The sequence below is a fragment of the Lentzea terrae genome (genome assembly GCF_003265345.1).
GTDB lineage: Bacteria > Actinomycetota > Actinomycetes > Mycobacteriales > Pseudonocardiaceae > Lentzea > Lentzea terrae.
Map to the genome: position 1 here is coordinate 28,056 of NZ_QFWW01000030.1, position 19,833 is coordinate 47,888.

The following is a 19,833-nucleotide window of genomic DNA, read 5'->3' on the forward strand; positions in this document are numbered from 1 at the left end:
AAGGTGTGCGTCTCGCCGCATCGAGCGACTACCGTCTGCCACCGTGGACGTACTAGAGAACTACACCGGTCACGTCGATCCAGAGGGCCCCGCGGCCCGCCGCACGCTGGACGCGCTGACCATCACGAAGATCTCCGTCGGACCGATGGACAACAACGCCTACCTGCTCGTTTGCCGGTCCACCAACGAGGCGCTGCTCATCGACGCGGCCAACGACTACGAGCGCCTGTCCGACCTGTTCGGCCACATCCCGTCCCGGCCGCGACTGCGCACGATCGTGACAACGCACCAGCACGCCGATCACTGGCAGGCACTCGGCGCCCTGGCCGGCGCCCACGGCTCGAACACCGTCGCGCACGAACTGGACGCCGCCGTCCTCCCCGTCCCGCCAGACGTCCTGGTGGACCACGGCGACACCATCAACGTGGGAGAAGTCCCCCTGTCGATCATCCACCTGCGCGGCCACACGCCGGGCTCGATCGCCGTGTTGTACGACGACCCGACCGGCCACCCGCACCTCTTCACCGGAGATTCACTCTTTCCGGGGGGTGTGGGAAAGACCACCTCGCCGGACAACTTCGCGTCGCTGATCAACGACGTGGAGGACCGCCTGTTCGCCGTCCTGCCCGACGACACCTGGTTCTACCCGGGCCACGGCGACGACTCGACGCTCGGCAAGGAACGCCCGTCGCTGGCCGAGTGGCGCGCCCGCGGCTGGTGAGCTCGGGGCCGCCTGCTGACTTGGCAGGCGGCCTCCGCCGCTGGTCCGGCGGCGATGGACACGACTGATCACATCGGGGCAGCGCCGTTGCTCTGTCCGGGCCATTCGCGGGCCAAGTGGAACCGGGCTGCTCAGCGCTGCGTCATCCTGAGGATCGAGTACGTACCGCTGCGCTCGGGGGAGGACAGCACTGTGCCCGAGGACATCGCCGGTTCGGCGCCGATGGTCGCCGGATGTGGTCGCGCCACGCCTTGCCACGTGGTCAGGACTGTCGCGAAGACCTTCGGAGGCAAGTGATGTCGAACCCTCTGGTGGTCAAGCCCGACGCAGCGCCGTCGGGGCTCGTGAACGCCGGCACCGGCGACAACGGCTGGGCGACCGGCATCTCCATCGCCGAGTCCGCGATGGACACGTTCAACGGCATCAAGGACGGCAACTGGGTCGAGGCCGGCCTGGGCATGGTGGGCCTGGTGGCCGACGCCGCGTCGATGGCGATCGACCCGTTCGGCACGTTGTTGTCGTCCGCGGCCTCGTTCCTGATGGAACACATGCAGCCGCTGAAGGAAGCGCTGGACTGGCTGGCGGGCGACCCGCCGGTGATCGAGTCCTACTCGGCCACGTGGAACAAGGTGTCCGAGGAGCTCGGCAAGATCGCGGCCGACTACAAGTCCGCCGTCGATGCCACCGCGTCGTGGACCGGCGCCGCGGGTGACGCCTACCGCGCTTCGGCGGGCGAGAATTTGGACGCGTTGTCCGGCGCGGCTTCCACCGCGGGCTCGGTCGGCACCGTCGTCGGTGTCATGGGCATGGTCGTCGGGTTCGTGCGCGAGATGGTGCGCGACCTGATCGCCGACCTCGTGGCCAAGCTGATCACGTGGGTGCTGGAGGCCGTCTTCACGCTCGGGTTCGGCACGCCGGTGATCGTCGCGCAGGCCGTGACCGCGATCTCGAAGTGGGCGACGCGGATCGCTGAGCTGATCCAGAAGCTCATCAAGACCATCAAGAAGGTCTCGCCGCTGCTCGGCAAGATCGTCGAGGTTTTCACCAAGATCATGAAGGTCGTCGGCAAGCTGGTCGGCAAGGTGACCGGTCTCGACGTGATCTCCACGAAGTCCATCACGCCCGGCGGGCTGTTCCACCGCACCGACGCCCCGGACCTCTCGCCTTCCGGCGGGCACGGCACGCCTTCGTCGCCCGGCTCGTCTTCGTCCACTCCGGACTCTTCGCCGTCCACTCCGGACTCTTCGCCGTCCTCGCCGTCCTCTTCACCTTCGTCTCCCTCTTCGCCGTCCTCTCCGGACGGCCCCAGCTCGACGTCTCCGCCACCGAGCTCGCCGTCGCCGTCCTCGCCGTCGCCGTCCTCGCCGTCGCCGTCCTCGCCGTCGCCGTCCTCGCCGTCGCCGTCCTCGTCTTCTCCGGACGGGCCTTCGCCCTCGTCGTCGCCGAGTCCGAACGGCCCGAGTCCGAACGGCCCGAGTCCGGCGAACGCTCCGTCGCCCGGTTCGCCGTCGAGCGGTGGGCCGTCGGCTCCGAGTGCGTCCGGGCCCGGGCCAGCCCCGGACGCTCCGGCGACTCCGCGCAACACGGGTCAGACCAGCCAGGCAGGTGTGACGGCACCGGAGGCCCCAACGCAGCACGCACCGTCGGCACCGCGTGACGGCGGCCCGCCGGCCGGCTCTTCGACTACTCCCGCGCAGGGGCCGATGGGTGGTCCTGCGGGTGCGCCCGGCGGAGGGACCCCAGGCAGTCCATCCGCTGGTGGCGGTCCCCGTCCCGGGTCCGCTGGAGGGTGGACCGGCACGCCGGGCTCGCGTGGGGACATGGGGTCGGGCATGCCGTCCCAGCGCACACCGGACATGTCGCCGTCGTCGGCCCGGCCGTCCGCACCGTCGCAGCCGAGCTTCGGGCCGTCCGGCTCTCCGAACGCTCCCGGCGCGCCCCACGGCGGACCGTTCGGCCCTAACGCGCCGCACAGCCCGAACGCGCCACACGGCGGCCCCAACGCACCACACGCTCCATCGGGACCCGGCGCACCACACAGCCCCAACACGCCCTCCGCACCGAACGCACCGCACGGCGGTCCCAACGCACCACACGCTCCATCGGGACCCGGCGCACCACACAGCCCCAACACGCCCTCCGCACCGAACGCACCGCACGGCGGTCCTGGTGCACCCCACAACCCCAACGGACCGTCGGGGCTCGGCAGCCCGAACGCCGGTGGGCCGCACTCGCCTTCGGGTCTCGGTGCACCGCACGGCGGTCCCAACGCACCACACGCACCGTCGGGACCCGGCGCACCACACAGCCCCAACACGCCCTCCGCGCCGAACACACCGCACGGCGGTCCCGGTGCACCCCACAACCCCAACACGCCCTCCGCACCGCACGGCGGTCCCGGCGCACCCCACAACCCCAACGGGCCATTTGCGCCGAACGCACCGCACGGCGGTCCTGGCGCACCACACGCTCCATCAGGGCCCGGCGCACCGCACAACCCCAACACGCCCTCCGCACCGAACGCACCGCACGGCGGTCCTGGTGCACCGCACAGCCCCAACGGGCCGTTTGCGCCGCACGGCGGTCCCGGCGCGCCGCACAGTCCGGGTGGCGGTACGCCGCATTCGCCTGACGGGCCACACGGTGGTCCTGGCACCACTTCGCCGGCGGGGCGGACGGATGCGCCGATGCGTCCGCAGTCGACCACCTCGCCCACGCATGCGGACGCTCCCGCTGCGCCGCACACCAGTCCGAACGCGCCCGGCACGCCGCATGTGCCGCAGCAGCCGGGGTTCACGCCGAGTCCGGGTGGTCCCGGTGCGCCGCACGCCGGTGGACCCGGATCGCACACGCCGGGTGGACGTCCTGACGCGCCTGGGACCAGGCCGGACGGACCGGGCTCGCGTCCTGACGGCCGGCCCGACGCTGCGCGGCCGCGCACGGACTCGCCCGGTGGGCGTCCCGGTGGTCCGAACAGGCCCGAGGCGCCCGCGCCGCACCACCGGCCCGACGCGGGTCATCCGGACGGCGCCCGCCCGCGCGGTGCCGACGGCCCGGCCACGCACCCAGGGCAGCGTGCCGACGCGCCCGGTCAGCCGCACAGCCGTCCCGACGGCTCGCGCCCAGACACGTCGCGCCCAGACACGTCACGCCCGGACAGCACCAGGCCCGACAGCACGAGGCCCGACGGCACCCGACCGGACAGCACCCGACCGGACAGCACCCGACCGGACAGCACCCGACCGGACAGCACCCGACCGGACAGCACCCGACCGGACAGCACCCGACCGGACAGCACCCGACCGGACAGCACCCGACCGGACAGCACCCGACCGGACGGTCCCGGTCACGCGCCCGGTACGCACCGCGACCCCGACGGCCCCGGCCACCACGACGCGGACGGCCGGACCGACGGCGACGCCCCGAACAACCACGCGGACGAGCGCCCGACGCCGGAGCAGGCCCACGAGCGCCACGCCGAGCAGACGCCTGCCGGAGTCTCGCACCACGGTGGCGACCCCGACATGGGCGACCTGCCCCACCGCGTGCCGGACGATCCGCGGTTCTTCACCGCCGACGTGCACGTCACGCCGGACGGCCGGGCACGCATCGGCGGGCACGACTACACGCCCGCCGAGTACGCGGACATGTTGCGCCGCAGCGGGTACGACGGCAGCCGGCCCGTCCGGCTGATCGGCTGCGACGCGGGCAGCAACGACTTCGCGCAGCAGTTGTCGCGGAACCTCGACGCGCCGGTCGTGGCGCCGACCAGGCCCGCGTGGACGGACAGCAACGGGCGGGTCTTCACCAGTGACGTGGAGATCGGGCCCGACGGCACGCGCTCGCCGCGGATCCCTCCGAACGGCGAGTGGGAGACGCACCACCCGGACGGGTCCAGGACCAGGGCCAGCGAGGACGGGTACGCGCCCGGCAGCGACCGGAACACCGACGGCGCCGACGCCAGGGACCGCGGGGACGCCGACGGCCCGGAGAACAGCACCGCGCCGGAGAACCAGGACGCGCCGCGCAGGCCGGACCCCGAGCTGCACATGCCGATCCCGAAGGATCGGATCATCCGGCCTGACGACCCGAGCTACAACGAGCGGTTCGTCGACTACAACCGGCCGACGCACCAGCCGGTCGACCCGGACAACCCCGACGCGCCGCCGCGTCCGCTCAACCGGAACGAGGAGATTCAGGCGCCGCACCGCGACCGGGAGACCGTTCCGGACGGCAACACCCAGCCCGACCGGCTGCAGCCGGTCGAGGCCCCCGACACGGTGCCCGTACCTCTGCGCGACCACCAGCCGCTGCAGCCGTGGACCGAGTACCCGGTGCGCAACGCGAACGGCACGCGCACGACGTTCATCACCGACGGCGACGGCAACATCAAGTGGGTCGAGGCGACGCCCGGCCGGCAGGACATGGCGATCGACGGCAAGGGCAAGTGGTCCGGGTTCAACCCCGACCTCAGCCACCCGTTGCTGCCGGACGTCCAGTACCGGGTGCCGAACACCCACAACCCCGACAAGATGCTCTCGTTCCACACCAACGAGCACGGGCAGACCGATGCGATGACCGGCGAGGTCGAGGCGGGCGGGCAGAACACGAAGTACCGCGACGACGACTCCGGCAAGGGTGCGCAGCAGCGGGCCTACCAGGAGGGCGAGGCCGCGTACCCGAGCAACCCGCCGGGCCGCGAGCTCACCCCGCAGGAGCTGGAAGACTCGCGCGTCAAGTGGGCCGGCGGTCACCTGCTCGCCAACGAGCTCGGCGGCCTCGGCGAGTACATCAACATGCACCCGCAGATGGCCGCGTCCAACTCCGGCAACATCCGCGACGGCTGGGTGCACGCCGCTTCGTGGCGCGAGAAGGAGAACTACCTCGTCGAGTTCGCCTCCAAGGACCACCAGGACGTCCAGAACTACCAGGTGCGGGCCACGCGCGACGCCGACGGCGTTCCGGGCGAGGTGACCATGCGCTGGCAGGAGGTCACGTACGAGGTCGACGCGAACGGCAAGCCGAAGCTGGACGCGGGCGGCAATAAGATCGTGGAGAACGTGGTGACCAAGGAACGGGTCTTCCCGAACCGTCCGGAGGTGAACTATGGACCCACGAACCGATACGCGAATCGCTGAGATCTGCACGCTGCTGAAGGCGGGTGCGCCGGTCGGGTGGAACCGCGTCACGCTGGACGTCTGGGCGAACGTGCTGGCGTACGAGCTCGCCGCGTCGGCCAAGACCGCGGAGGGCAGGTTCGCGGGCGAGGTGCGGCTGGCGGACCTGACCGAACGGCTGCAGGACCTCCGCCAGGAGATGTACGAGGAGGACCGCGGCGCGTGGCTGTCGGCGCGGTTCGTGCTGCACCGCGAGGCCGAGCCCGAGGTGTCGTTCAACTACGACGAGAACCCGCATTGGTCGCCGGACCTGCACCCGATGATGTTCGTGCGCGACCTGGAGGCGTTCCCGAGGGCGGACGAGCAGGTGCCGGACTGGCTGCGCGAGATGGTCGAACGCGGGCTCGAGTTGCAGCGCGAACACGAGGCGAGCCCGGCCGATCAGTAGGCTGGCCGGGTCCGACCGCGATCTAGGAGGAAGCGACACCCATGGCTAACTGGCCGGTGCTCAGCCCGACCGAGCAGCAGGAGAAGCTCGCGGAGATCACCCAGGAGATCCTGCCGACCTTGCCGCACGGATGGGTGCGCCTGGTGGTGCGCGTCAAGATGATCGGCATGCACAGCGAGGCCGACACGGGTGCGAAGATGCCGGACGGCACTGTGCGCGGCTGGTCGTTCACGCCGGAGGTGTGGCGGAAGTTCCAGCAGCTGCGCAAGGGCATGTACGCCGAAGGGCTCGGCTCGTTCATCCAGTTCGAGTACGTCCTCGACCCGCCCGGCAGGTTCAGCATCACCTACAACCGCAACGAGGATCCGAAGTTCGACGAGGCGCCGTCGGCGGACGACTTCGCGACGGAGCACGACTGGTTCCCGCGGTCCGACGAGCAGATGCCGGAGTGGTTCCGCCGCGGGCTCGCCGGCGCCTACGCCTGACGCTGCGGCGACCCGGTCAGATCGGTGCGGCCGGCAGGCGCTCCTTGGCGCGGTCGAGCAGGGCGATCGCCGCGAGTGCCACTGCCGCGATGGCCGTCAGAGCTGCCCACAGAGGGGTGTAGTCCCCTTCCGGGATCGCGTGCGGGATCTTGTCGTAGCTGAGGAACAGCTGGACCACCTCGCGAAAGCCCAGTGCGAAGCTGAGCAGCAGCGGTCCGGCCACGACGGGCAGCGCTCGCAGGTGCAGCACGCCGGACGCGGCGGTGGCGGCGGACGACGTCACCGCCACCACCACCAGCGCGATGATCAGCGACCCGAGGCCGCCCTGGACCACGTCGTCGTAGCGACCGGTGACCTCGACGACCGTCCACATCAGGACGGCGAGCACCGTGCAGGCCGCAGCCGCCACGACCGTCGACCGGCCGAGGTGCGCGGCGAGGATCCCGAAGCCCAGCCCGATGACCGCGGCCGATCCGTACGTCGTGAGATGGCTGCCGGAGAAGTACAACCCAAGAGCCGCGGGCGCGGACACGGCGAACAGCACGAACCCCGCCGTCGCCGTCTTCAGGAACGCTCCCCTGCCCAGTGCGAGGGTCAGTCCGGCGGTGCAGAGCAACAGCACCGCTCCCGCGACCACCGCCACCAGCACCCGGTGCAGTTCGGACCGGACGACGAGGCCGACACCGATCAGCACGATCGGCAGGAAGGCCGCCGCGCTGCCCACGAGCGCCGCACGCCGGGAGATCGGTTCGGTTCGCGTGATCTTGCCCGTGCGCACCCCGTGCACCGCCAGCGCGCCGCCGGCGACCGCGAGCACCCCGAGCACGATTTCGAGGGCCGCGGGGCGCAGCAGTTGGTTGTCGAGCCAGTAGAGCCCGCGGAACAACGTCGCCAGCACCTGTGCCCCGACCACCAGCGCGGCCAGCGCGGCGGCCTGGGCGGCCGCCAGCGCGCCGATGACGATCAGCACCGTGCCGGCGACGCCGATGGACGTGATGATGCTCGTGGCTCCCGGCCGCAACGCCACGAAATGCGCCTGAGCCTCGATCGTGGTGACGAGGGCGGCGGTCGTGCCCACCGCGAGCAGCCACTGCCAGTGCTGCGTGAGCCAGACCCCGGCGACCGTCGCCAGCGCCGGAATCCCCAGGCTCGCGACGGAGTACTTGCTGAACCCCGAGTACATGCCGCTGTGGGTGGACAACAGGTCGAAGTCGCTCACGTTGAACACGGCGATCAACGCCAGCGCGACCGGACCCCACAGCCACCGGATGTTCTGCACAGCGCGGAACGTAGCGGGGCAGGCAGGCCGGGGTGGCTCAGTTGAGCACATCCAGGAGGTCGAGATATCCCGTGGTGGTGCGCCACAACGCGTCCGAGTACGGCGTCAGCTTGCCGGGGCTCCAACGGCGATCGGTGTAGTCCTGGTTGGCTTTGTGCAACGCCTGCAAGCTCACCGCGAGCTCGTCCTCCAGCCGCTTCCTGAGCTCTTCCGGTGCCGGCGCGGCCGTCCTGACCAGTTCGCCGGTACCGTCGCTGACCGCGACCAGCGCTTCCTCGTTGATGCCGTCCGCCGCGCTCCACACCAACGCGGGCCGCTCGATGCGGTGGTTCCACACCGGCGCGTCCTTGGACCGCCACAGCGCGTCGATCGGGTTGCGGGACACGCGGGTCGAGTTCGCCCAGTGCTCGGCCCCGACCGGTTCGCTCAGCCACGGCACCTCGTCCACCGGCAGGTCCGTGACCAGCGCGACCTCGATGACCTCCAGGTCCTTCGGCACGTCCAGCAGCTCGCCGAACACCCACAGTTCGACCACCTGGAACCGGAAGAACGACCCCGGCAGGTCGCCGCACTTCTCGGCGAGCTCAACCAGGTGGTGCACAGCGCGAGACCATTTCACGGATGGATCATGCCTGACGGGAGACCGACATGTCGCAGCTGACCGAGGCTCTGGCCCGGCTGGACCTCGTGGAACCAACGCTCTGCGCCTTCCACGAGGTCTACCGCACCTTCACCCCGGTCGACCCGTCCTTACCCCTCGCCGGCCTGCCCATCGCGGTGAAGCGCGGCGAGCGCCGCAGCCACCGCTCGTCGCTGGTGGCGCTCGGCTGCGTCCCCATCGGCCTCACCACCACACCCGACGGCAGCACGCCCTGGCAGACGTGGGGCCGCAACTCTCGTGGTGTCACACGCAACCCGTGGAACCTGGACCGCACGCCCGGCGGCTCGTCGGCGGGGTCCGCGGTGGCGGTAGCGGCCGGCATCGTGCCGCTCGCGACAGGCGTCGACGGGGCGGGCTCGATCCGCATCCCCGCAGCGTGGTGCGGCGTGCTCGGTCTCAAGACCACGTCGTCGGAGCGAGCGGCAGTCGGCGTCTTCACCCGCGATCCCGAGCTGCTCGCGATCTACACGGGCACGTCGGAGGTCAGCTCCCCGACCGCCGTCTGGTCCGCGGACCTGGGCTTCGCCGAAGTGGACGACGAACAGGCCGAGATCGCCTGGCGCGCGGCGGCACCGTTGCGGCCACAACCCGTCGAAATCGCGCTGCCTGATCCCGCCGAGGACTGGTTCGCCGGCCGCTGCGGCCCCAACCCGGTGCTGGACGAGCTGTTCGAGACCGCGGACCTGCTGCTCACCCCGACGACTCCCGGTCCACCGCACGGGCACGACGGTCCGGGAGACCGCATCAACACGTCGCTCACCTGGGCGTTCAACCTCAGCGGCCACCCGGCGATCAGCATCCCGGCAGGTTTTGACTCCGAGGGCCTGCCGGTGGGGCTGCAGGCGGTGGCGCGACACGGCCGGGAGGCGGACCTGATCGCCGCCGCGCGCGCCGTCCTGGCCTCCGATCGGGTGTTTTGACTCCAATCACCTCGCCGGTCGCCGCGCCTGCGGTCTTCTCGTCGCTCGAGGAGGCCCGCAAAGGCGACGCGGACGGCGCGTGGCGTCAGGTGAACATGCGCACCCTGAAGCGCGCGGCCAAACCAGCGCTGGAATGCGTGTCGCACTCGTTCGGCCAGGTCCGTGACCACTTCGCGTGCAACCCGTGCAAGTCGCTCGACCGGACGTTGATCGCGATCGGCGACGGGCGGGCCTGCACTACCAGTCCCGGTCGGACGGCAACACCATCGTGATCGCCAAGGCCGAGACCGCGTCCGGACACGTCCAAGTCGACGTCCTCGACGCGGTGGCGGACATGGCCGGCTGGCTGCCGCGCTAGGTCTCGGGCACGATGTCGAGAACCGACGAACGGCTGCGACACAGGCCATGAACACCGACACGCGCGTTGACGACTACATCACCGGGCTGCCCGAGTGGCAGCAGGAGATCTGCCGCGAGGTCCGCAGGCTCGTCCACGAGGCCGACCCGGACGTCGAGGAGACGATCAAGTTCACGAACCGGCCCTACTTCGTGCTGGACGGCAACATCTGCGCGTTGCTCGGCACCAAGGACCACGTGAACGTGATGCTCTACGACAAAGCGATCGTGCCGGACCCGCAGAACATCATCACGAGCGGCCACGGCAACAAGACCGCGCGCATGATCTCGGTGTACCGCGACCAGCCGCTCAACGCGCCGGCGCTCGTCGAGATGTTCCGGCGCATCATCGCCAACAACCGGCTGCGCAGGAGTGTCGGACCTCGTCGGTAACCTCATGACGCATGGAGGTCGAGATCTACACCGACGGTGCCTGCAGCCCCAATCCCGGTCCTGGCGGCTGGGGTGCGGTGTTGCGCTACGGCGCGCATGAGAAGGACATGTACGGCGGTGACATCGGCCCCACGACGAACAACCGCATGGAACTGATGGCCCCCATCGTGGCGTTGGAGAGCCTCACGCGCCCGTCCACCGTGAAGCTCTACACGGACAGCACGTACGTCCGGAACGGCATCACCTCGTGGGTCCACGGGTGGAAGGCGAACGGCTGGCTCACGAAGGCCCGTGAGCCCGTCAAGAACGTCGACCTGTGGCGTCGCCTGGAAGAAGCCGCCGCCAAGCACGAGGTGGAGTGGCACTGGGTCAAGGGCCACGCGGGACACCCGGAGAACGAGCGCGCCGACCGGCTGGCCGTGCGCGGAGTCGAGGAGGTGACGGGGCGGGAAATCACGCAGCCCCAAGCAAAACTGAAGAAAGCGGCCAAGCAGAAGCCGAAGCAACCACGCGAGCTGAGCGGCGAACCGTGTGGCGCGCCCACGAAGAAGGGCACGCCGTGTCCGATCACCGCGGGAGCCAACGGACTGTGTCACGTGCACGACCCGGCGCTGCAGTGCGGTGCCCTCACGAAGAAGGGCGCGCCCTGCACGATCGCGACCGGCGGCGGCCGGTGCGAGTACCACCAGGATGCGCTGGAGCTGTTCACCTGACGGTGGGCGCACTCCCCCACCCGATTACGTGACGGCAAGAGAAGCCAGCAACCGCAACGCTTCCTCCGACGGACTGCCAGGCGCGGCCACATAGGTCACCAGCACCTGCCCCGCGTCCGAGGTCAACGGTTCCGCAGCCAACTCCAGCGGCCCCAGCTGCGGATGGTTCATGCGCTTGAACATGGCTGCCCGCTCGCGCACCGGATGCTCCGCCCACAACGTGCGGAACAGCGGCGACGCCGAGCACATCTCCTCCACCAGCGCGAGCAGCGCCGGGTCGGAAGGGTGCACGCCGTAGTCCGCCCGCAGGTAGCCGACGTTCTCGCGCGCGCAGTCCAGCCAGCCGACGAACAACTCGCGCGCGGCCGGATCGGTGAACATGTACCGCACCATGTTCGGCTGCTCGCGGAAGTCCGTCACGAGCGCCGCGGCCAACGGGTTCCACGCCAGCACGTCGAGCCGCCGGCCGAGGACCATCGCGGGCACGCCCTGCAGCGCGTCGAGCAACCACCGCAACGCCGGCCGCACGATCTCCGACGACGCCTCCACCCGAGTGGGTCGCGCCAGCCGGTAGAGGTGCGCGCGCTCGGCCGAGTCCAGCCGGAGCGCCGCAGCCAGCGCGTCCAGGATCGAGTCGGACGCGTTGGCCGCACGCCCCTGCTCCATGCGCGTGTAGTAGTCGACGCTGATCCCGGCCAGCTGCGCCAGCTCCTCGCGCCGCAACCCCGGCACCCGCCGCCGCGTAGCCCGCTCCGGCGGATCCAGTGCTGCCCGGCGGGCGCGCAGAAACTCCCCCAACTCGCTCACGGCCCCCATCATGCCGGGATCGCCCCGACCAGGCCGCCGTCGATCACGAAGTCCTGCCCGGTCACGTACCCGGCGCGCTCGGACAGCAGGAACGCCACCACGTGCGCGACGTCCGAAGGCTCGCCGAGCCGACCCATCGCCACCTGCCGGCGGAAAGGCTCGTCGTCGGCGACGTTGTCCCGGAACATGTCCGTCGCGATGTACCCAGGGCTCACCGTGTTGACCCGGATCCCCGGCAACTCGGCCCCCAGCGTCCGCGCCAAGCTGTGCACCGCAGCCTTGCTGGCCGTGTACAGCGACGCACCGGCCATCCCGCGATGCACGGTCCACGACGCGTTGATCACCACCGACGCCCCCGGCTTCAGCCGCGCCCGCTGCACCGTGAAGTAGACGCCCTTGAAGTTCGTGGCCAGCACCCGGTCGACGTCCTCCTCGGTGACCGTCCCGAACGGCGCGAACACCCCGACCCCGGCGTTCGCGAACACCCCGTCCACCTCGCCGACCCGCGCCATCAACGCCTCGACATCAGCCACCCGAGCCACGTCCGCGACGACGGTCTCGACGCCGATCTCCTTGCGCGCCAACGCCAGCCGCTCCGCAGAACGCCCGGCCACCACCACCCGCGCGCCCTCCTCCACCAGCACCCGCGCCGTCGCCAGCCCGATACCGCTACCGCCACCCGTGATCAGAAACGTCTTCATGACCACCACGATCAACGCAGCCGCACCCCCGAACCAGACCCGCCCTTTCCTGGGTCTGCGAAGACCAGGAAACGGCGTAGCGTCCCCGTCATGCTTCCCGAATCCGCCAGGGCAGTGCTGGAGTCCAACGCGCTCGCCCACCTCGTGACGCTAGGCAGCGACGGCGCACCCCAGGTGACCATCGTCTGGGTGGGGCTGGACGGCGACGAGATCGTCTCCGGCCACCTGATGCAGCAGCAGAAGGTCCGCAACATCCGCAAGGACGGCCGCGTGGTGCTGTCCCTGGAAACCCCGAAAATCAACGAGATGGGCCTGCAGGAGTACCTGGTCGTCTACGGCACCGCGCGCATCACCGAGGGCGGTGCGCCGGAGCTCCTCCAGCGCCTCGCGCACACCTACCTCGGCCCGGACGTGAAGTTCCCGCCGTTCGACAACCCGCCGCCCGGCTTCGTCACGCGCATCAAGGTCGACCGCGTGGCCGGCGTCGGCCCCTGGGTCTCCTAAACTGAACAGCAGGAGCGGACGGCGGGCTGGCCCGTGTAGTTCGGACCGGCCGCGTCGTCGGCACCCAGGTAGCGGAACGGCAGCCGTGGCTGCCCACCACCGACGTAGCCGATGCGGCGCCGGCGGTTGTCGTAGCTGAAGCCCGCCTCCCGCAAGGCTTTGGTCAGCACGCGGCGAACGGGCTGCCGTCGGCCCGACGCACGCCGGCGACGTCGAAGTTCGCCACGAACCGACCGCCTGGCACGAGCCAGGACGCTGCGCGCACCAGCAAACCGAGTTTGTCGCCCACGTAATGCAGCCCGTGCACGCAAGTCACGAGATCAACGCCCAGCTCACGGCGATAGCTCGCCAGACCCCGTTCCCGGTTCATCGCGCAGTTCGCGACCACCGAGGACCGCCACAGCGACTCGTCGTCCAGCAAGGTCACCGGAACACCTTCGCCAGGCGGGCCATGCCCTCCACGATCTCCTCCGGCGTGTTGGTGGTGAACGACATCCGGAACGTCGCCCGGTCCGGAGTGGTCGCGAAGAACGGTGCGCCAGGCACGAACGCGACGTCGTAGGACAGCGCTTCCTTCAGCAACTCGGCGCTGTCCACGACACCGGGCAGGCGCAGCCACACGAACATGCCGCCGTCCGGATCAGTCCAGGTCGTGCCGTCCGGGACCGCGGCGGGCAACGCCTCGATCATCGTATCGCGCCGCGCCCCGTACGCCACGCACAACCGAGCCACGTGCGCATCGAGATCGTTGTGCGCCAGGTACACCGCAGCTGCCGCTTGGTCCACTGTGGACGTGTGCAGGTCGGCGGCCTGCTTCACGATCACCAACGTCCGCAGCAGCTCGGCAGGCGCCCGCAACCACCCGAGCCGCATGCCCGGCGCACCGATCTTCGAGAAGCTGCCGAGGTAGATGGTTCGGTCGCTGATGGCTGCCAGCGGCGCGACAGCCGAGCCCCGATAGCGCAGCTCACCGTAAGGGTCGTCCTCCACCACCCAGAACGAGTGCTCCTCCGCCAACGCAGCGATCTCCGCGCGACGAGCAGCGGACAACGTCCGGCCGGTCGGGTTCGCGAACGTCGGCACCAGGTACAGCACAGTCGGGCGTTCAGCAGCCACCACGGACCGCAACGACGCAACGGACAGCCCGTCGGCGTCGCTCGCAACCGGCACGATCCGCGCACCCACCATCTGAAAACACTGCAGCGCAGCCAGATACGTCGGCTCCTCCACAGCCACGACGGCCCCCTGCTCCAGCAACGCCGTGGCCACCAAGGTCAACGCCTGCTGCGAGCCAGAAGTGATCAGCACGTCCGAAGTGGGCAGTCCGCGACCGGTCAGCCGCTCACTCACCAACGACCGCAGAACCGAATTTCCTTCCGTGGGCGCGTATTGCAGCACCGACCGGTCCTGCAGTGCGACCGAGTAGGCGGCGCGCAGAGCGTCCAGGTCGAACAGCTCGGGCGCGGGAAGCCCACCCGCGAAGGAGATCACCTCCGGGCGGGACGTCAGCGCGAGCAGATCGCGCACCGGTGAGCTGGCCACGGAGAGGGTGCGGTGCATGAACGCACGTTAACCAGCACGCCCACAAACCGGACCCGGATTTCCAGCCAGTGGACGCCTATATGCCAAGTGGGCTATATTGCCAACATGGCATCTACCTTCGCCGTGCTGGCTGACCAGAGCCGCCGGGAGATCCTCGACCTGCTGCGGGAACGCGAGCGGCCGGTCGGCGACATCGTCGAACGGCTGACGCTCACCCAGCCGACCGTCTCGAAGCACCTCAAGGTGCTGCGCGAGGCCGGCCTGGTCGAGGTCCGCACCGACGCCCAACGGCGCTGGTACCGGCTCTCCCCCGGCCCGCTGGCGGAGATCGACGCCTGGCTCGCGCCCTACCGCCGGATGTGGGAGAAGAGCCTGGACGCGCTCGAACGACGACTCGACGAGATCGAAGGGGACTGACCGTGGACGCCGAACTGCAGATGATCGAGGGCAAGCCCGTCCTGCGCTTCGAGCGCAGGCTGCGGCACTCGCCGGACAAGGTCTGGCGGGTGGTCACGGAGCCCGCCGAGATGAAGCACTGGTTCCCGGCCGAGGTCACGATCGACGGCCGCAGGATGAGCTTCACGTTCCCGGACGCGGCCCCGGTCGACGCGGACGGCGGCGAGGGCGAGCTGCTCGAGTCCGACCCGCCGAGGGTCTTCGCGTTCCGCTGGCTCAACGACGTGTTGCGCTTCGAGATCCTGCCGCGCGAGGACGGCTGCCTGCTCGTGTTCACCACCGTGGTCACCAACAAGCTCTCCATCGGCCGCGACGCCCCCGGCTGGACCACCTGCCTGGACGCCCTGGTCGCCCACGCCGACGGCACGAAGTTCGAGGCGCCGACGAAGTGGCTGCCGCTGATCGAGCGCTACATCGCCGAGTTCGGCCTCGACGAGGGCACCGACGACCCCGACGGCGTGCGCTTCGTCCGCGACCTCGTCTGGGCGCCACTCGACGACGTCTGGCAACTGCTCACCGAAGGCACCGAGAACGCGGTCCCCACCCGCGCCGCCCACCCGAGCATCACGCCGGGCAAGCTCACCAAGTCCGAACCGCCGCGCCTGCTGGAGTACGAGTGGCTCCAGGACGGCGTGCCGAAGGGCGTCGTGCGCTGGGAGTTCGACCACGTGCCGCTGCAGGGCACCACGGTGACGCTCGTCCAGGAGAACGCCCACGGCCCCGAAGCCCTGGCCGCGTGGCACGTGCACCTGGAACTGTTCTTCGCCGCCACGCAGGGCGAGATCCGCTGCCCGTGGCCGTCCGACCGCGAGGAGGAACTCGTCAAGCGCTACGTCGAGCGCTGATCGAGCTCCATCGCCAACCGGTCGATGCCCACGCCGCTGATCAGCAGCCGCTCCTTGCGGTTGCCCAGCAGCCGTTGCGTCCAGTCGACGAAGCCGCCGTCGCCGATCTCCACGCCGTCGCGGAACACTTTGAAGCACAAGCCCTGGTAGTACCCGGTGGTCCGCGACGGGTCGGCCGGCAGGTCACCGCGCAGCGCCTCGAACCGCGGATCCAGCACGGTCACGCGCACCTCGATGTCGCCGCACGCCTCGCGCAGGAAGGCGAGGTGTTCGAGAAAGTGTTGCCGTTCAAAGGCAAGCGACCCGCGGTCACGTCCGGCGGACACCGCGGCGAACAACGTGAAGTGCGCGAACCGCCCGGCGCCCTCGAACAGCTGCGCGCGCACCACGCGCTGCACCGCTGCGAGCCGGACGTCGTCTGCGGCAGTTTGCCTGCGCACGGCGGCTTCGAGTGCCAGCCCGTTGGTCGGGTCGGCCATGACCTCGGTGCCGCGGATCGTCGACAGCACGTTGTTCTGGTCCATCTCGGCCACCGCCGAGCAGGTGCCGAGCGGCATCACCGGCGCGAGGCCCACGACGGAGAACGACGACGGCAGTGCGCGGAGCAACCGGTCTTCGGTCGCGCGCAGGACGTCGAACGGCACCTCAACAGGCGCCACGAAACGGTCGGAACGGTACTGCCGCAACACATCCGGACCGGAGAGCGCCGAAGCACGGCGGCGCATCAATGCGAGCAGGACGGTGGTGAGATCGCTGCCGGGCAACTGAGCCAGCCGGTCCAGCGCCTCTTCGCCACCCAGTGAACGCAGCACCCGCGTCAAGACACCCATGCCAACCATGATCTACGTATTGGCCAGCGGATTTTGCACAATGTGCCGCGGAGAGGACGAACAACAATCGTCCGCGAAGAACAGGAATCAGGCTGCGGAGAGCATGGCGTAGCCGGCCGTGGTGAGGGCCGCGGGGCCCGGACGGGTGCTGATCAGGCCCGCAGTCTTCAGGCGCAGTCCGACGAACTGGTCGGCGCAGCACAGGCCGTCGACGAGCAGGGAGCCCGCGGCGATCTCGCAACGGCCGTCGGCAACGGCTCTGAGAACTGCGCGGTCGCGGTGTGTGAGCGATGAGACGGTCATCTTCTTCTCCTAGCGGTAAAGCTTCTACTTACTGATACGTCGAAGGAGAAGGCTTCGGTTCGACATCATCGTCAGAGAATTCTGCGCGTACCCCCAGAAGACGTACGGCGCGGCCGTGTTCGAAGCGGTCGAGCACTACCAACGCGGCCGCGGCAAGATCGTCGGCGGAGGACGTCGGCGCAGGCAGCTTCATCAGGCGCACCTTCGTGAAGAAGGGCACGAAGCGCACCTTCACGCCGACGCGCACGACCGGGCGGCCTTCGGCGGCCACGTCGACCGCCACCTGGTGGGCCAGCGCGACGACCTCGCGCCGGATGTCCTCCAGCGACACCAGGTCCTGCTGGAACGTCTTCTCGTGTGAACGCGACTTCACCACCCACGGCGTCGCGGAAACCACCGTGTCGCCCGCGCCCAGACCAACGGTCCGGTAATAGGGGCCCATCCGCGGGCCGAAGCGGGCCGCCAACGCTTCAACGGACGCCGACGCCAGGTCCGTCACGGTCGAGATGCCGAGCTCGGCCAGCTTGCGCTCGGTCTTCGTGCCGATGCCCCACAGCGCGGACGTCGGCCGGTGGCCCATCACCTCGACCCAGTTCGCGCGGGTCAGCTGGTACACGCCGGCGGGCTTGCCGAACTCGGTCGCGATCTTGGCGCGCAGCTTGTTGTCGCCGATGCCCACCGAGCAGTGCAGTCCGGTGGAATCCAGGACCGCCGCCTGCAACGACCTGGCCAGTTCAAAAGGGTCGTCGACAGACGCGCCGACGAACGCCTCGTCCCAGCCCAGCACCTCGACGACGACCGGGAACGATCGCAGCACGGCCATCACGTCCGCCGACGCCGCCTCGTACAGCGGGTGGTCTGCGGGCAGGAACACGGCGTCCGGCAGCTTCTTGAACGCGGTGCGCAACGGCATCCCGGAGTGCACACCGAATGAGCGCGCCTCGTAGGACGCGGTGGCCACGACCGCGCGCTCGGTCGGGTCGCCGTTGCCGCCCACCACCACGGGTTTGCCGCGCAACGACGGGTCGCGGAGGACCTCCACCGCCGCGATGAACTGGTCGAGGTCCACGTGCAGGACCCAGTCCGCCATGCTGGACAGTATGAAACGGAGCGCCGGAATCCTGCTCTTCAGGCGGAACGAGCAGCTGGAGGTACTTCTCGGGCACATGGGCGGCCCGTTCTGGGCCCGCAAGGACGCCGGCGCGTGGTCCGTGCCGAAGGGCGAGTACACCGACGACGAGACGCCGGAAGCGGCCGCGCGGCGCGAGTTCGAGGAGGAGCTCGGACTGAAGGTGCCCGACGGCGAGCTCATCCCGCTCGGCGAGGCCAAGGGCTCCGGCAAGGTCATCACGGTGTGGGCGCTCGAGGGCGACCTCGATCCGGAGGCCGTCACGCCCGGCACCTTCGAGATGGAGTGGCCGCCGAAGTCGGGGCAGAAGAAAACGTTCCCCGAGGTGGATCGCGTGCAGTGGTTCACCGTGGAAGAGGCGAGCGCGAAGATCGTCTCCGCGCAACGCCCCTTCCTCGAACGTCTCACGGCCAGATAGCCGCGACCCACTCCGGGTGGTCGATGAACGGGTTGCGGTTGCGCTGGTAGCTGTCGAAGATCACGTCGTTGCGGCGCTTCTCGAACGCGTCCGGCGGGTCCTGCTGGCTCCACGCCTTCAGGACCGACAGCTTGCCGTGGTACGGCGCGGTGCCGTTGTTCACCGAGTTGTTGAGCTCCAGGTTCGGGAAGCCGTCGGTGCCCTCGTAGCGCACGGCCATGTAGAAGATCATGCGCGCGACGTCGCCCTTCACGGCAAGCCGAGGCTCGAACGAATCGCCGTCGTACTTGCTCTCGGACGCTTCCGGCACCGCGTTGCCGCCCATGTCGAAGTCCAGGTTGCCACGGGTCGCGTTGACGTTCACGTCCTCCGGCCGCAGGTGGTGGAGGTCGGTGCCGGGGCCGGTGGCGGTGCCGAAGTCACCGTGCGACTTGGCCCAGACGTGCTCGCGGTTCCAGTTGTCGTTGCCGCCGCCGTTCAGCGACTTCGCCCGCGAGATGCCGCTGTACAGCAGGATCACGTTGTTCGAGTTCGCCGGGTCCTGGTCGGTGGCCTTCAGCGCGTCCCAGACCGCGTCGTAGCTGAGCTTGTCCTGGTTCTTGATGATGCCGTTCAACGCCGACTTCAACGCCGCACCGGACTTGCCACAAGCCGCCGTGTAGTAGGCCTCGCAAGACGACGGCGGCGGTGTCGTCGTCGATGTTGTCGGCGGCGTCGTCGTCGTGCTGGTCGGCGGCGTTGTGCCGGCGAACGCGAACGCCGTGGACGAGGTCATACCGGCGTGCGAGAAGTACGCGCTCAACGAACCCGTCACGTCGATCTGCTTGCCCATCAGCGACGGGTTGGTGCGAAGCCCCCACGACGCGCGGAACGCCGACGGGATCTGCACGTAGATCATGCTCGACGTGCTCGTCTGGGAGGCCGTGTCAGCCAGCGCCAGCGCGTAGTCGTTGGGAAAACCCGATCGGATGACCGTGCTCGTGGCCGTCGGCTGGCCGACGACGTATCCCCGCACCGTCTGCGAGGACCCGTCCTGCTGGCTGATCGCCTGGGCAACGGTGAGCGGACCTGCTGCAACAGCGGCGGTCGACCCGTACAGGCCGACCGCCGCCAACAAACCGATGACCAACGCCAGTGGACTCCACCGCGCCATGAACACTCCCCG

The 19,833-nt window shown here is 69.7% G+C and carries 23 protein-coding genes and 1 pseudogene; 13 read left to right on the top strand and 11 right to left on the bottom strand.

The features are described 5' to 3' along the window. Positions 1 to 43: 43 nt before the first annotated feature. The 5 genes from DI276_RS37160 to DI276_RS37190 are packed head-to-tail and all read left to right on the top strand — an operon-like array spanning position 44 to position 6,771. The gene (locus DI276_RS37160) at positions 44 to 721 is read left to right on the top strand and encodes an MBL fold metallo-hydrolase (protein ID WP_112272521.1); all 678 of its coding nucleotides are present in this window, start codon (positions 44 to 46) and stop codon (positions 719 to 721) included. 54 nt (positions 722 to 775) lie between these two features. Beyond that, positions 776 to 1,018, top strand: a complete 243-nt coding sequence (locus DI276_RS50420) for a hypothetical protein (RefSeq protein WP_157985176.1) — start codon at positions 776 to 778, stop codon at positions 1,016 to 1,018. Further along, positions 1,018 to 5,859 carry a WXG100 family type VII secretion target gene (locus DI276_RS53150; protein ID WP_269814335.1) on the top strand — a complete coding sequence of 1,614 codons (4,842 nt, stop codon included), beginning with the start codon at positions 1,018 to 1,020 and terminating at the stop codon, positions 5,857 to 5,859. Before DI276_RS50420 ends, DI276_RS53150 begins: the two co-directional genes overlap by 1 nt. After that, positions 5,828 to 6,286, top strand: a complete 459-nt coding sequence (locus tag DI276_RS37185; protein WP_112272548.1) for an antitoxin YezG family protein — start codon at positions 5,828 to 5,830, stop codon at positions 6,284 to 6,286. Before DI276_RS53150 ends, DI276_RS37185 begins: the two co-directional genes overlap by 32 nt. A gap of 41 nt (positions 6,287 to 6,327) precedes the next feature. Then, entirely contained in the window at positions 6,328 to 6,771 is a 444-nt protein-coding gene (locus DI276_RS37190) for a hypothetical protein (protein ID WP_112272550.1), read from the top strand. A gap of 16 nt (positions 6,772 to 6,787) precedes the next feature. Here the strand turns inward: DI276_RS37190 and DI276_RS37195 are convergent, their stop codons facing one another. Next, positions 6,788 to 8,050 (bottom strand): hypothetical protein, encoded by a 1,263-nt coding sequence (locus tag DI276_RS37195; protein ID WP_112272552.1) that lies wholly within the window; start codon positions 8,048 to 8,050, stop codon positions 6,788 to 6,790. A gap of 37 nt (positions 8,051 to 8,087) precedes the next feature. After that, positions 8,088 to 8,669 carry a DUF7711 family protein gene (locus DI276_RS37200; protein WP_157985177.1) on the bottom strand — a complete coding sequence of 194 codons (582 nt, stop codon included), beginning with the start codon at positions 8,667 to 8,669 and terminating at the stop codon, positions 8,088 to 8,090. Positions 8,670 to 8,698: 29 nt separating this feature from the next. On the opposite strand from DI276_RS37200, the gene DI276_RS53500 reads away from it, so the two are divergent. The 4 genes and pseudogenes from DI276_RS53500 to rnhA all read left to right on the top strand — a co-directional run. Continuing rightward, positions 8,699 to 9,631 (top strand): amidase family protein, encoded by a 933-nt coding sequence (locus DI276_RS53500; protein ID WP_112272556.1) that lies wholly within the window; start codon positions 8,699 to 8,701, stop codon positions 9,629 to 9,631. A 184-nt stretch (positions 9,632 to 9,815) separates the two neighbouring features. Next, positions 9,816 to 9,989: a hypothetical protein gene (locus DI276_RS50425; RefSeq protein ID WP_157985178.1), complete on the top strand. Its 174-nt coding sequence runs from the start codon at positions 9,816 to 9,818 to the stop codon at positions 9,987 to 9,989. A gap of 47 nt (positions 9,990 to 10,036) precedes the next feature. Continuing rightward, a complete protein-coding gene (locus DI276_RS37215) occupies positions 10,037 to 10,420 on the top strand; it encodes a DUF1801 domain-containing protein (protein WP_112272560.1) in 384 nt (127 codons plus the stop codon). An 11-nt stretch (positions 10,421 to 10,431) separates the two neighbouring features. Then, positions 10,432 to 10,869, top strand: a pseudogene (gene rnhA, locus DI276_RS37220) (ribonuclease HI); the annotation flags it as partial. 288 nt (positions 10,870 to 11,157) lie between these two features. On the opposite strand, the gene DI276_RS37225 reads toward rnhA, so the two are convergent. Continuing rightward, positions 11,158 to 11,949, bottom strand: coding sequence for a helix-turn-helix domain-containing protein (locus DI276_RS37225; protein ID WP_112272562.1), 792 nt, complete (start codon positions 11,947 to 11,949; stop codon positions 11,158 to 11,160). Further along, positions 11,949 to 12,641 (bottom strand): SDR family NAD(P)-dependent oxidoreductase, encoded by a 693-nt coding sequence (locus DI276_RS37230; protein ID WP_112273389.1) that lies wholly within the window; start codon positions 12,639 to 12,641, stop codon positions 11,949 to 11,951. Before DI276_RS37230 ends, DI276_RS37225 begins: the two co-directional genes overlap by 1 nt. Positions 12,642 to 12,731: 90 nt before the next feature. Between DI276_RS37230 and DI276_RS37235 the strand changes: the two genes are divergently transcribed. Next, entirely contained in the window at positions 12,732 to 13,145 is a 414-nt protein-coding gene (locus DI276_RS37235) for a PPOX class F420-dependent oxidoreductase (protein ID WP_112272564.1), read from the top strand. Here the strand turns inward: DI276_RS37235 and DI276_RS52675 are convergent. The 3 genes from DI276_RS52675 to DI276_RS37245 are packed head-to-tail and all read right to left on the bottom strand — an operon-like array spanning position 13,142 to position 14,705. After that, a complete protein-coding gene (locus DI276_RS52675) occupies positions 13,142 to 13,315 on the bottom strand; it encodes a hypothetical protein (protein ID WP_232837190.1) in 174 nt (57 codons plus the stop codon). The two genes, DI276_RS37235 and DI276_RS52675, sit on opposite strands and share 4 nt — an antisense overlap. Beyond that, positions 13,309 to 13,572 (bottom strand): class I SAM-dependent methyltransferase, encoded by a 264-nt coding sequence (locus tag DI276_RS52680; protein ID WP_232837191.1) that lies wholly within the window; start codon positions 13,570 to 13,572, stop codon positions 13,309 to 13,311. Before DI276_RS52680 ends, DI276_RS52675 begins: the two co-directional genes overlap by 7 nt. Continuing rightward, positions 13,569 to 14,705 (bottom strand): aminotransferase-like domain-containing protein, encoded by a 1,137-nt coding sequence (locus tag DI276_RS37245; RefSeq protein WP_112272566.1) that lies wholly within the window; start codon positions 14,703 to 14,705, stop codon positions 13,569 to 13,571. Before DI276_RS37245 ends, DI276_RS52680 begins: the two co-directional genes overlap by 4 nt. 87 nt (positions 14,706 to 14,792) lie before the next feature. Between DI276_RS37245 and DI276_RS37250 the strand changes: the two genes are divergently transcribed. Continuing rightward, positions 14,793 to 15,104 (top strand): ArsR/SmtB family transcription factor, encoded by a 312-nt coding sequence (locus DI276_RS37250; protein WP_112272568.1) that lies wholly within the window; start codon positions 14,793 to 14,795, stop codon positions 15,102 to 15,104. Positions 15,105 to 15,106: 2 nt separating this feature from the next. Further along, positions 15,107 to 15,988 (top strand): SRPBCC domain-containing protein, encoded by an 882-nt coding sequence (locus DI276_RS37255; protein WP_332874734.1) that lies wholly within the window; start codon positions 15,107 to 15,109, stop codon positions 15,986 to 15,988. On the opposite strand, the gene DI276_RS37260 is transcribed toward DI276_RS37255, so the two are convergent. From DI276_RS37260 to DI276_RS37270, 3 genes are all read right to left on the bottom strand, one after another. After that, the gene (locus tag DI276_RS37260; RefSeq protein ID WP_112272570.1) at positions 15,973 to 16,818 is read right to left on the bottom strand and encodes a hypothetical protein; all 846 of its coding nucleotides are present in this window, start codon (positions 16,816 to 16,818) and stop codon (positions 15,973 to 15,975) included. The two genes, DI276_RS37255 and DI276_RS37260, sit on opposite strands and share 16 nt — an antisense overlap. A gap of 87 nt (positions 16,819 to 16,905) precedes the next feature. Beyond that, positions 16,906 to 17,121 (bottom strand): hypothetical protein, encoded by a 216-nt coding sequence (locus DI276_RS37265; protein WP_112272572.1) that lies wholly within the window; start codon positions 17,119 to 17,121, stop codon positions 16,906 to 16,908. 28 nt (positions 17,122 to 17,149) lie between these two features. Beyond that, positions 17,150 to 18,211 (bottom strand): DNA polymerase IV, encoded by a 1,062-nt coding sequence (locus tag DI276_RS37270; RefSeq protein ID WP_112272574.1) that lies wholly within the window; start codon positions 18,209 to 18,211, stop codon positions 17,150 to 17,152. A 10-nt stretch (positions 18,212 to 18,221) separates the two neighbouring features. Between DI276_RS37270 and DI276_RS37275 the strand changes: the two genes are divergently transcribed. Continuing rightward, the gene (locus DI276_RS37275) at positions 18,222 to 18,668 is read left to right on the top strand and encodes an NUDIX domain-containing protein (protein WP_232837192.1); all 447 of its coding nucleotides are present in this window, start codon (positions 18,222 to 18,224) and stop codon (positions 18,666 to 18,668) included. Here the strand turns inward: DI276_RS37275 and DI276_RS37280 are convergent. Next, on the bottom strand, positions 18,655 to 19,821 hold the full coding sequence (locus DI276_RS37280) for an endonuclease (protein ID WP_112273393.1): 1,167 nt from the start codon (positions 19,819 to 19,821) through the stop codon (positions 18,655 to 18,657). The genes DI276_RS37275 and DI276_RS37280 overlap by 14 nt on opposite strands. Between the last annotated feature and the right edge of the window lie 12 nt (positions 19,822 to 19,833).

Excerpts from the sequence above, each read along its gene's own strand:
- DI276_RS50420 (WP_157985176.1), top strand. The coding sequence starts at position 776 with ATGGACACGACTGATCACATCGGGGCAGCGCCGTTGCTCTGTCCGGGC.
- DI276_RS53150 (WP_269814335.1), top strand. The coding sequence starts at position 1,018 with ATGTCGAACCCTCTGGTGGTCAAGCCCGACGCAGCGCCGTCGGGGCTC.
- DI276_RS37185 (WP_112272548.1), top strand. The coding sequence starts at position 5,828 with ATGGACCCACGAACCGATACGCGAATCGCTGAGATCTGCACGCTGCTG.
- DI276_RS37190 (WP_112272550.1), top strand. The coding sequence starts at position 6,328 with ATGGCTAACTGGCCGGTGCTCAGCCCGACCGAGCAGCAGGAGAAGCTC.
- DI276_RS53500 (WP_112272556.1), top strand. The coding sequence starts at position 8,699 with ATGTCGCAGCTGACCGAGGCTCTGGCCCGGCTGGACCTCGTGGAACCA.
- DI276_RS37215 (WP_112272560.1), top strand. The coding sequence starts at position 10,037 with ATGAACACCGACACGCGCGTTGACGACTACATCACCGGGCTGCCCGAG.
- DI276_RS37225 (WP_112272562.1), bottom strand. The coding sequence starts at position 11,949 with ATGGGGGCCGTGAGCGAGTTGGGGGAGTTTCTGCGCGCCCGCCGGGCA.
- DI276_RS37230 (WP_112273389.1), bottom strand. The coding sequence starts at position 12,641 with ATGAAGACGTTTCTGATCACGGGTGGCGGTAGCGGTATCGGGCTGGCG.
- DI276_RS37235 (WP_112272564.1), top strand. The coding sequence starts at position 12,732 with ATGCTTCCCGAATCCGCCAGGGCAGTGCTGGAGTCCAACGCGCTCGCC.
- DI276_RS37245 (WP_112272566.1), bottom strand. The coding sequence starts at position 14,705 with ATGCACCGCACCCTCTCCGTGGCCAGCTCACCGGTGCGCGATCTGCTC.
- DI276_RS37250 (WP_112272568.1), top strand. The coding sequence starts at position 14,793 with ATGGCATCTACCTTCGCCGTGCTGGCTGACCAGAGCCGCCGGGAGATC.
- DI276_RS37260 (WP_112272570.1), bottom strand. The coding sequence starts at position 16,818 with ATGGGTGTCTTGACGCGGGTGCTGCGTTCACTGGGTGGCGAAGAGGCG.
- DI276_RS37265 (WP_112272572.1), bottom strand. The coding sequence starts at position 17,121 with ATGACCGTCTCATCGCTCACACACCGCGACCGCGCAGTTCTCAGAGCC.
- DI276_RS37270 (WP_112272574.1), bottom strand. The coding sequence starts at position 18,211 with ATGGCGGACTGGGTCCTGCACGTGGACCTCGACCAGTTCATCGCGGCG.
- DI276_RS37275 (WP_232837192.1), top strand. The coding sequence starts at position 18,222 with ATGAAACGGAGCGCCGGAATCCTGCTCTTCAGGCGGAACGAGCAGCTG.
- DI276_RS37280 (WP_112273393.1), bottom strand. The coding sequence starts at position 19,821 with ATGGCGCGGTGGAGTCCACTGGCGTTGGTCATCGGTTTGTTGGCGGCG.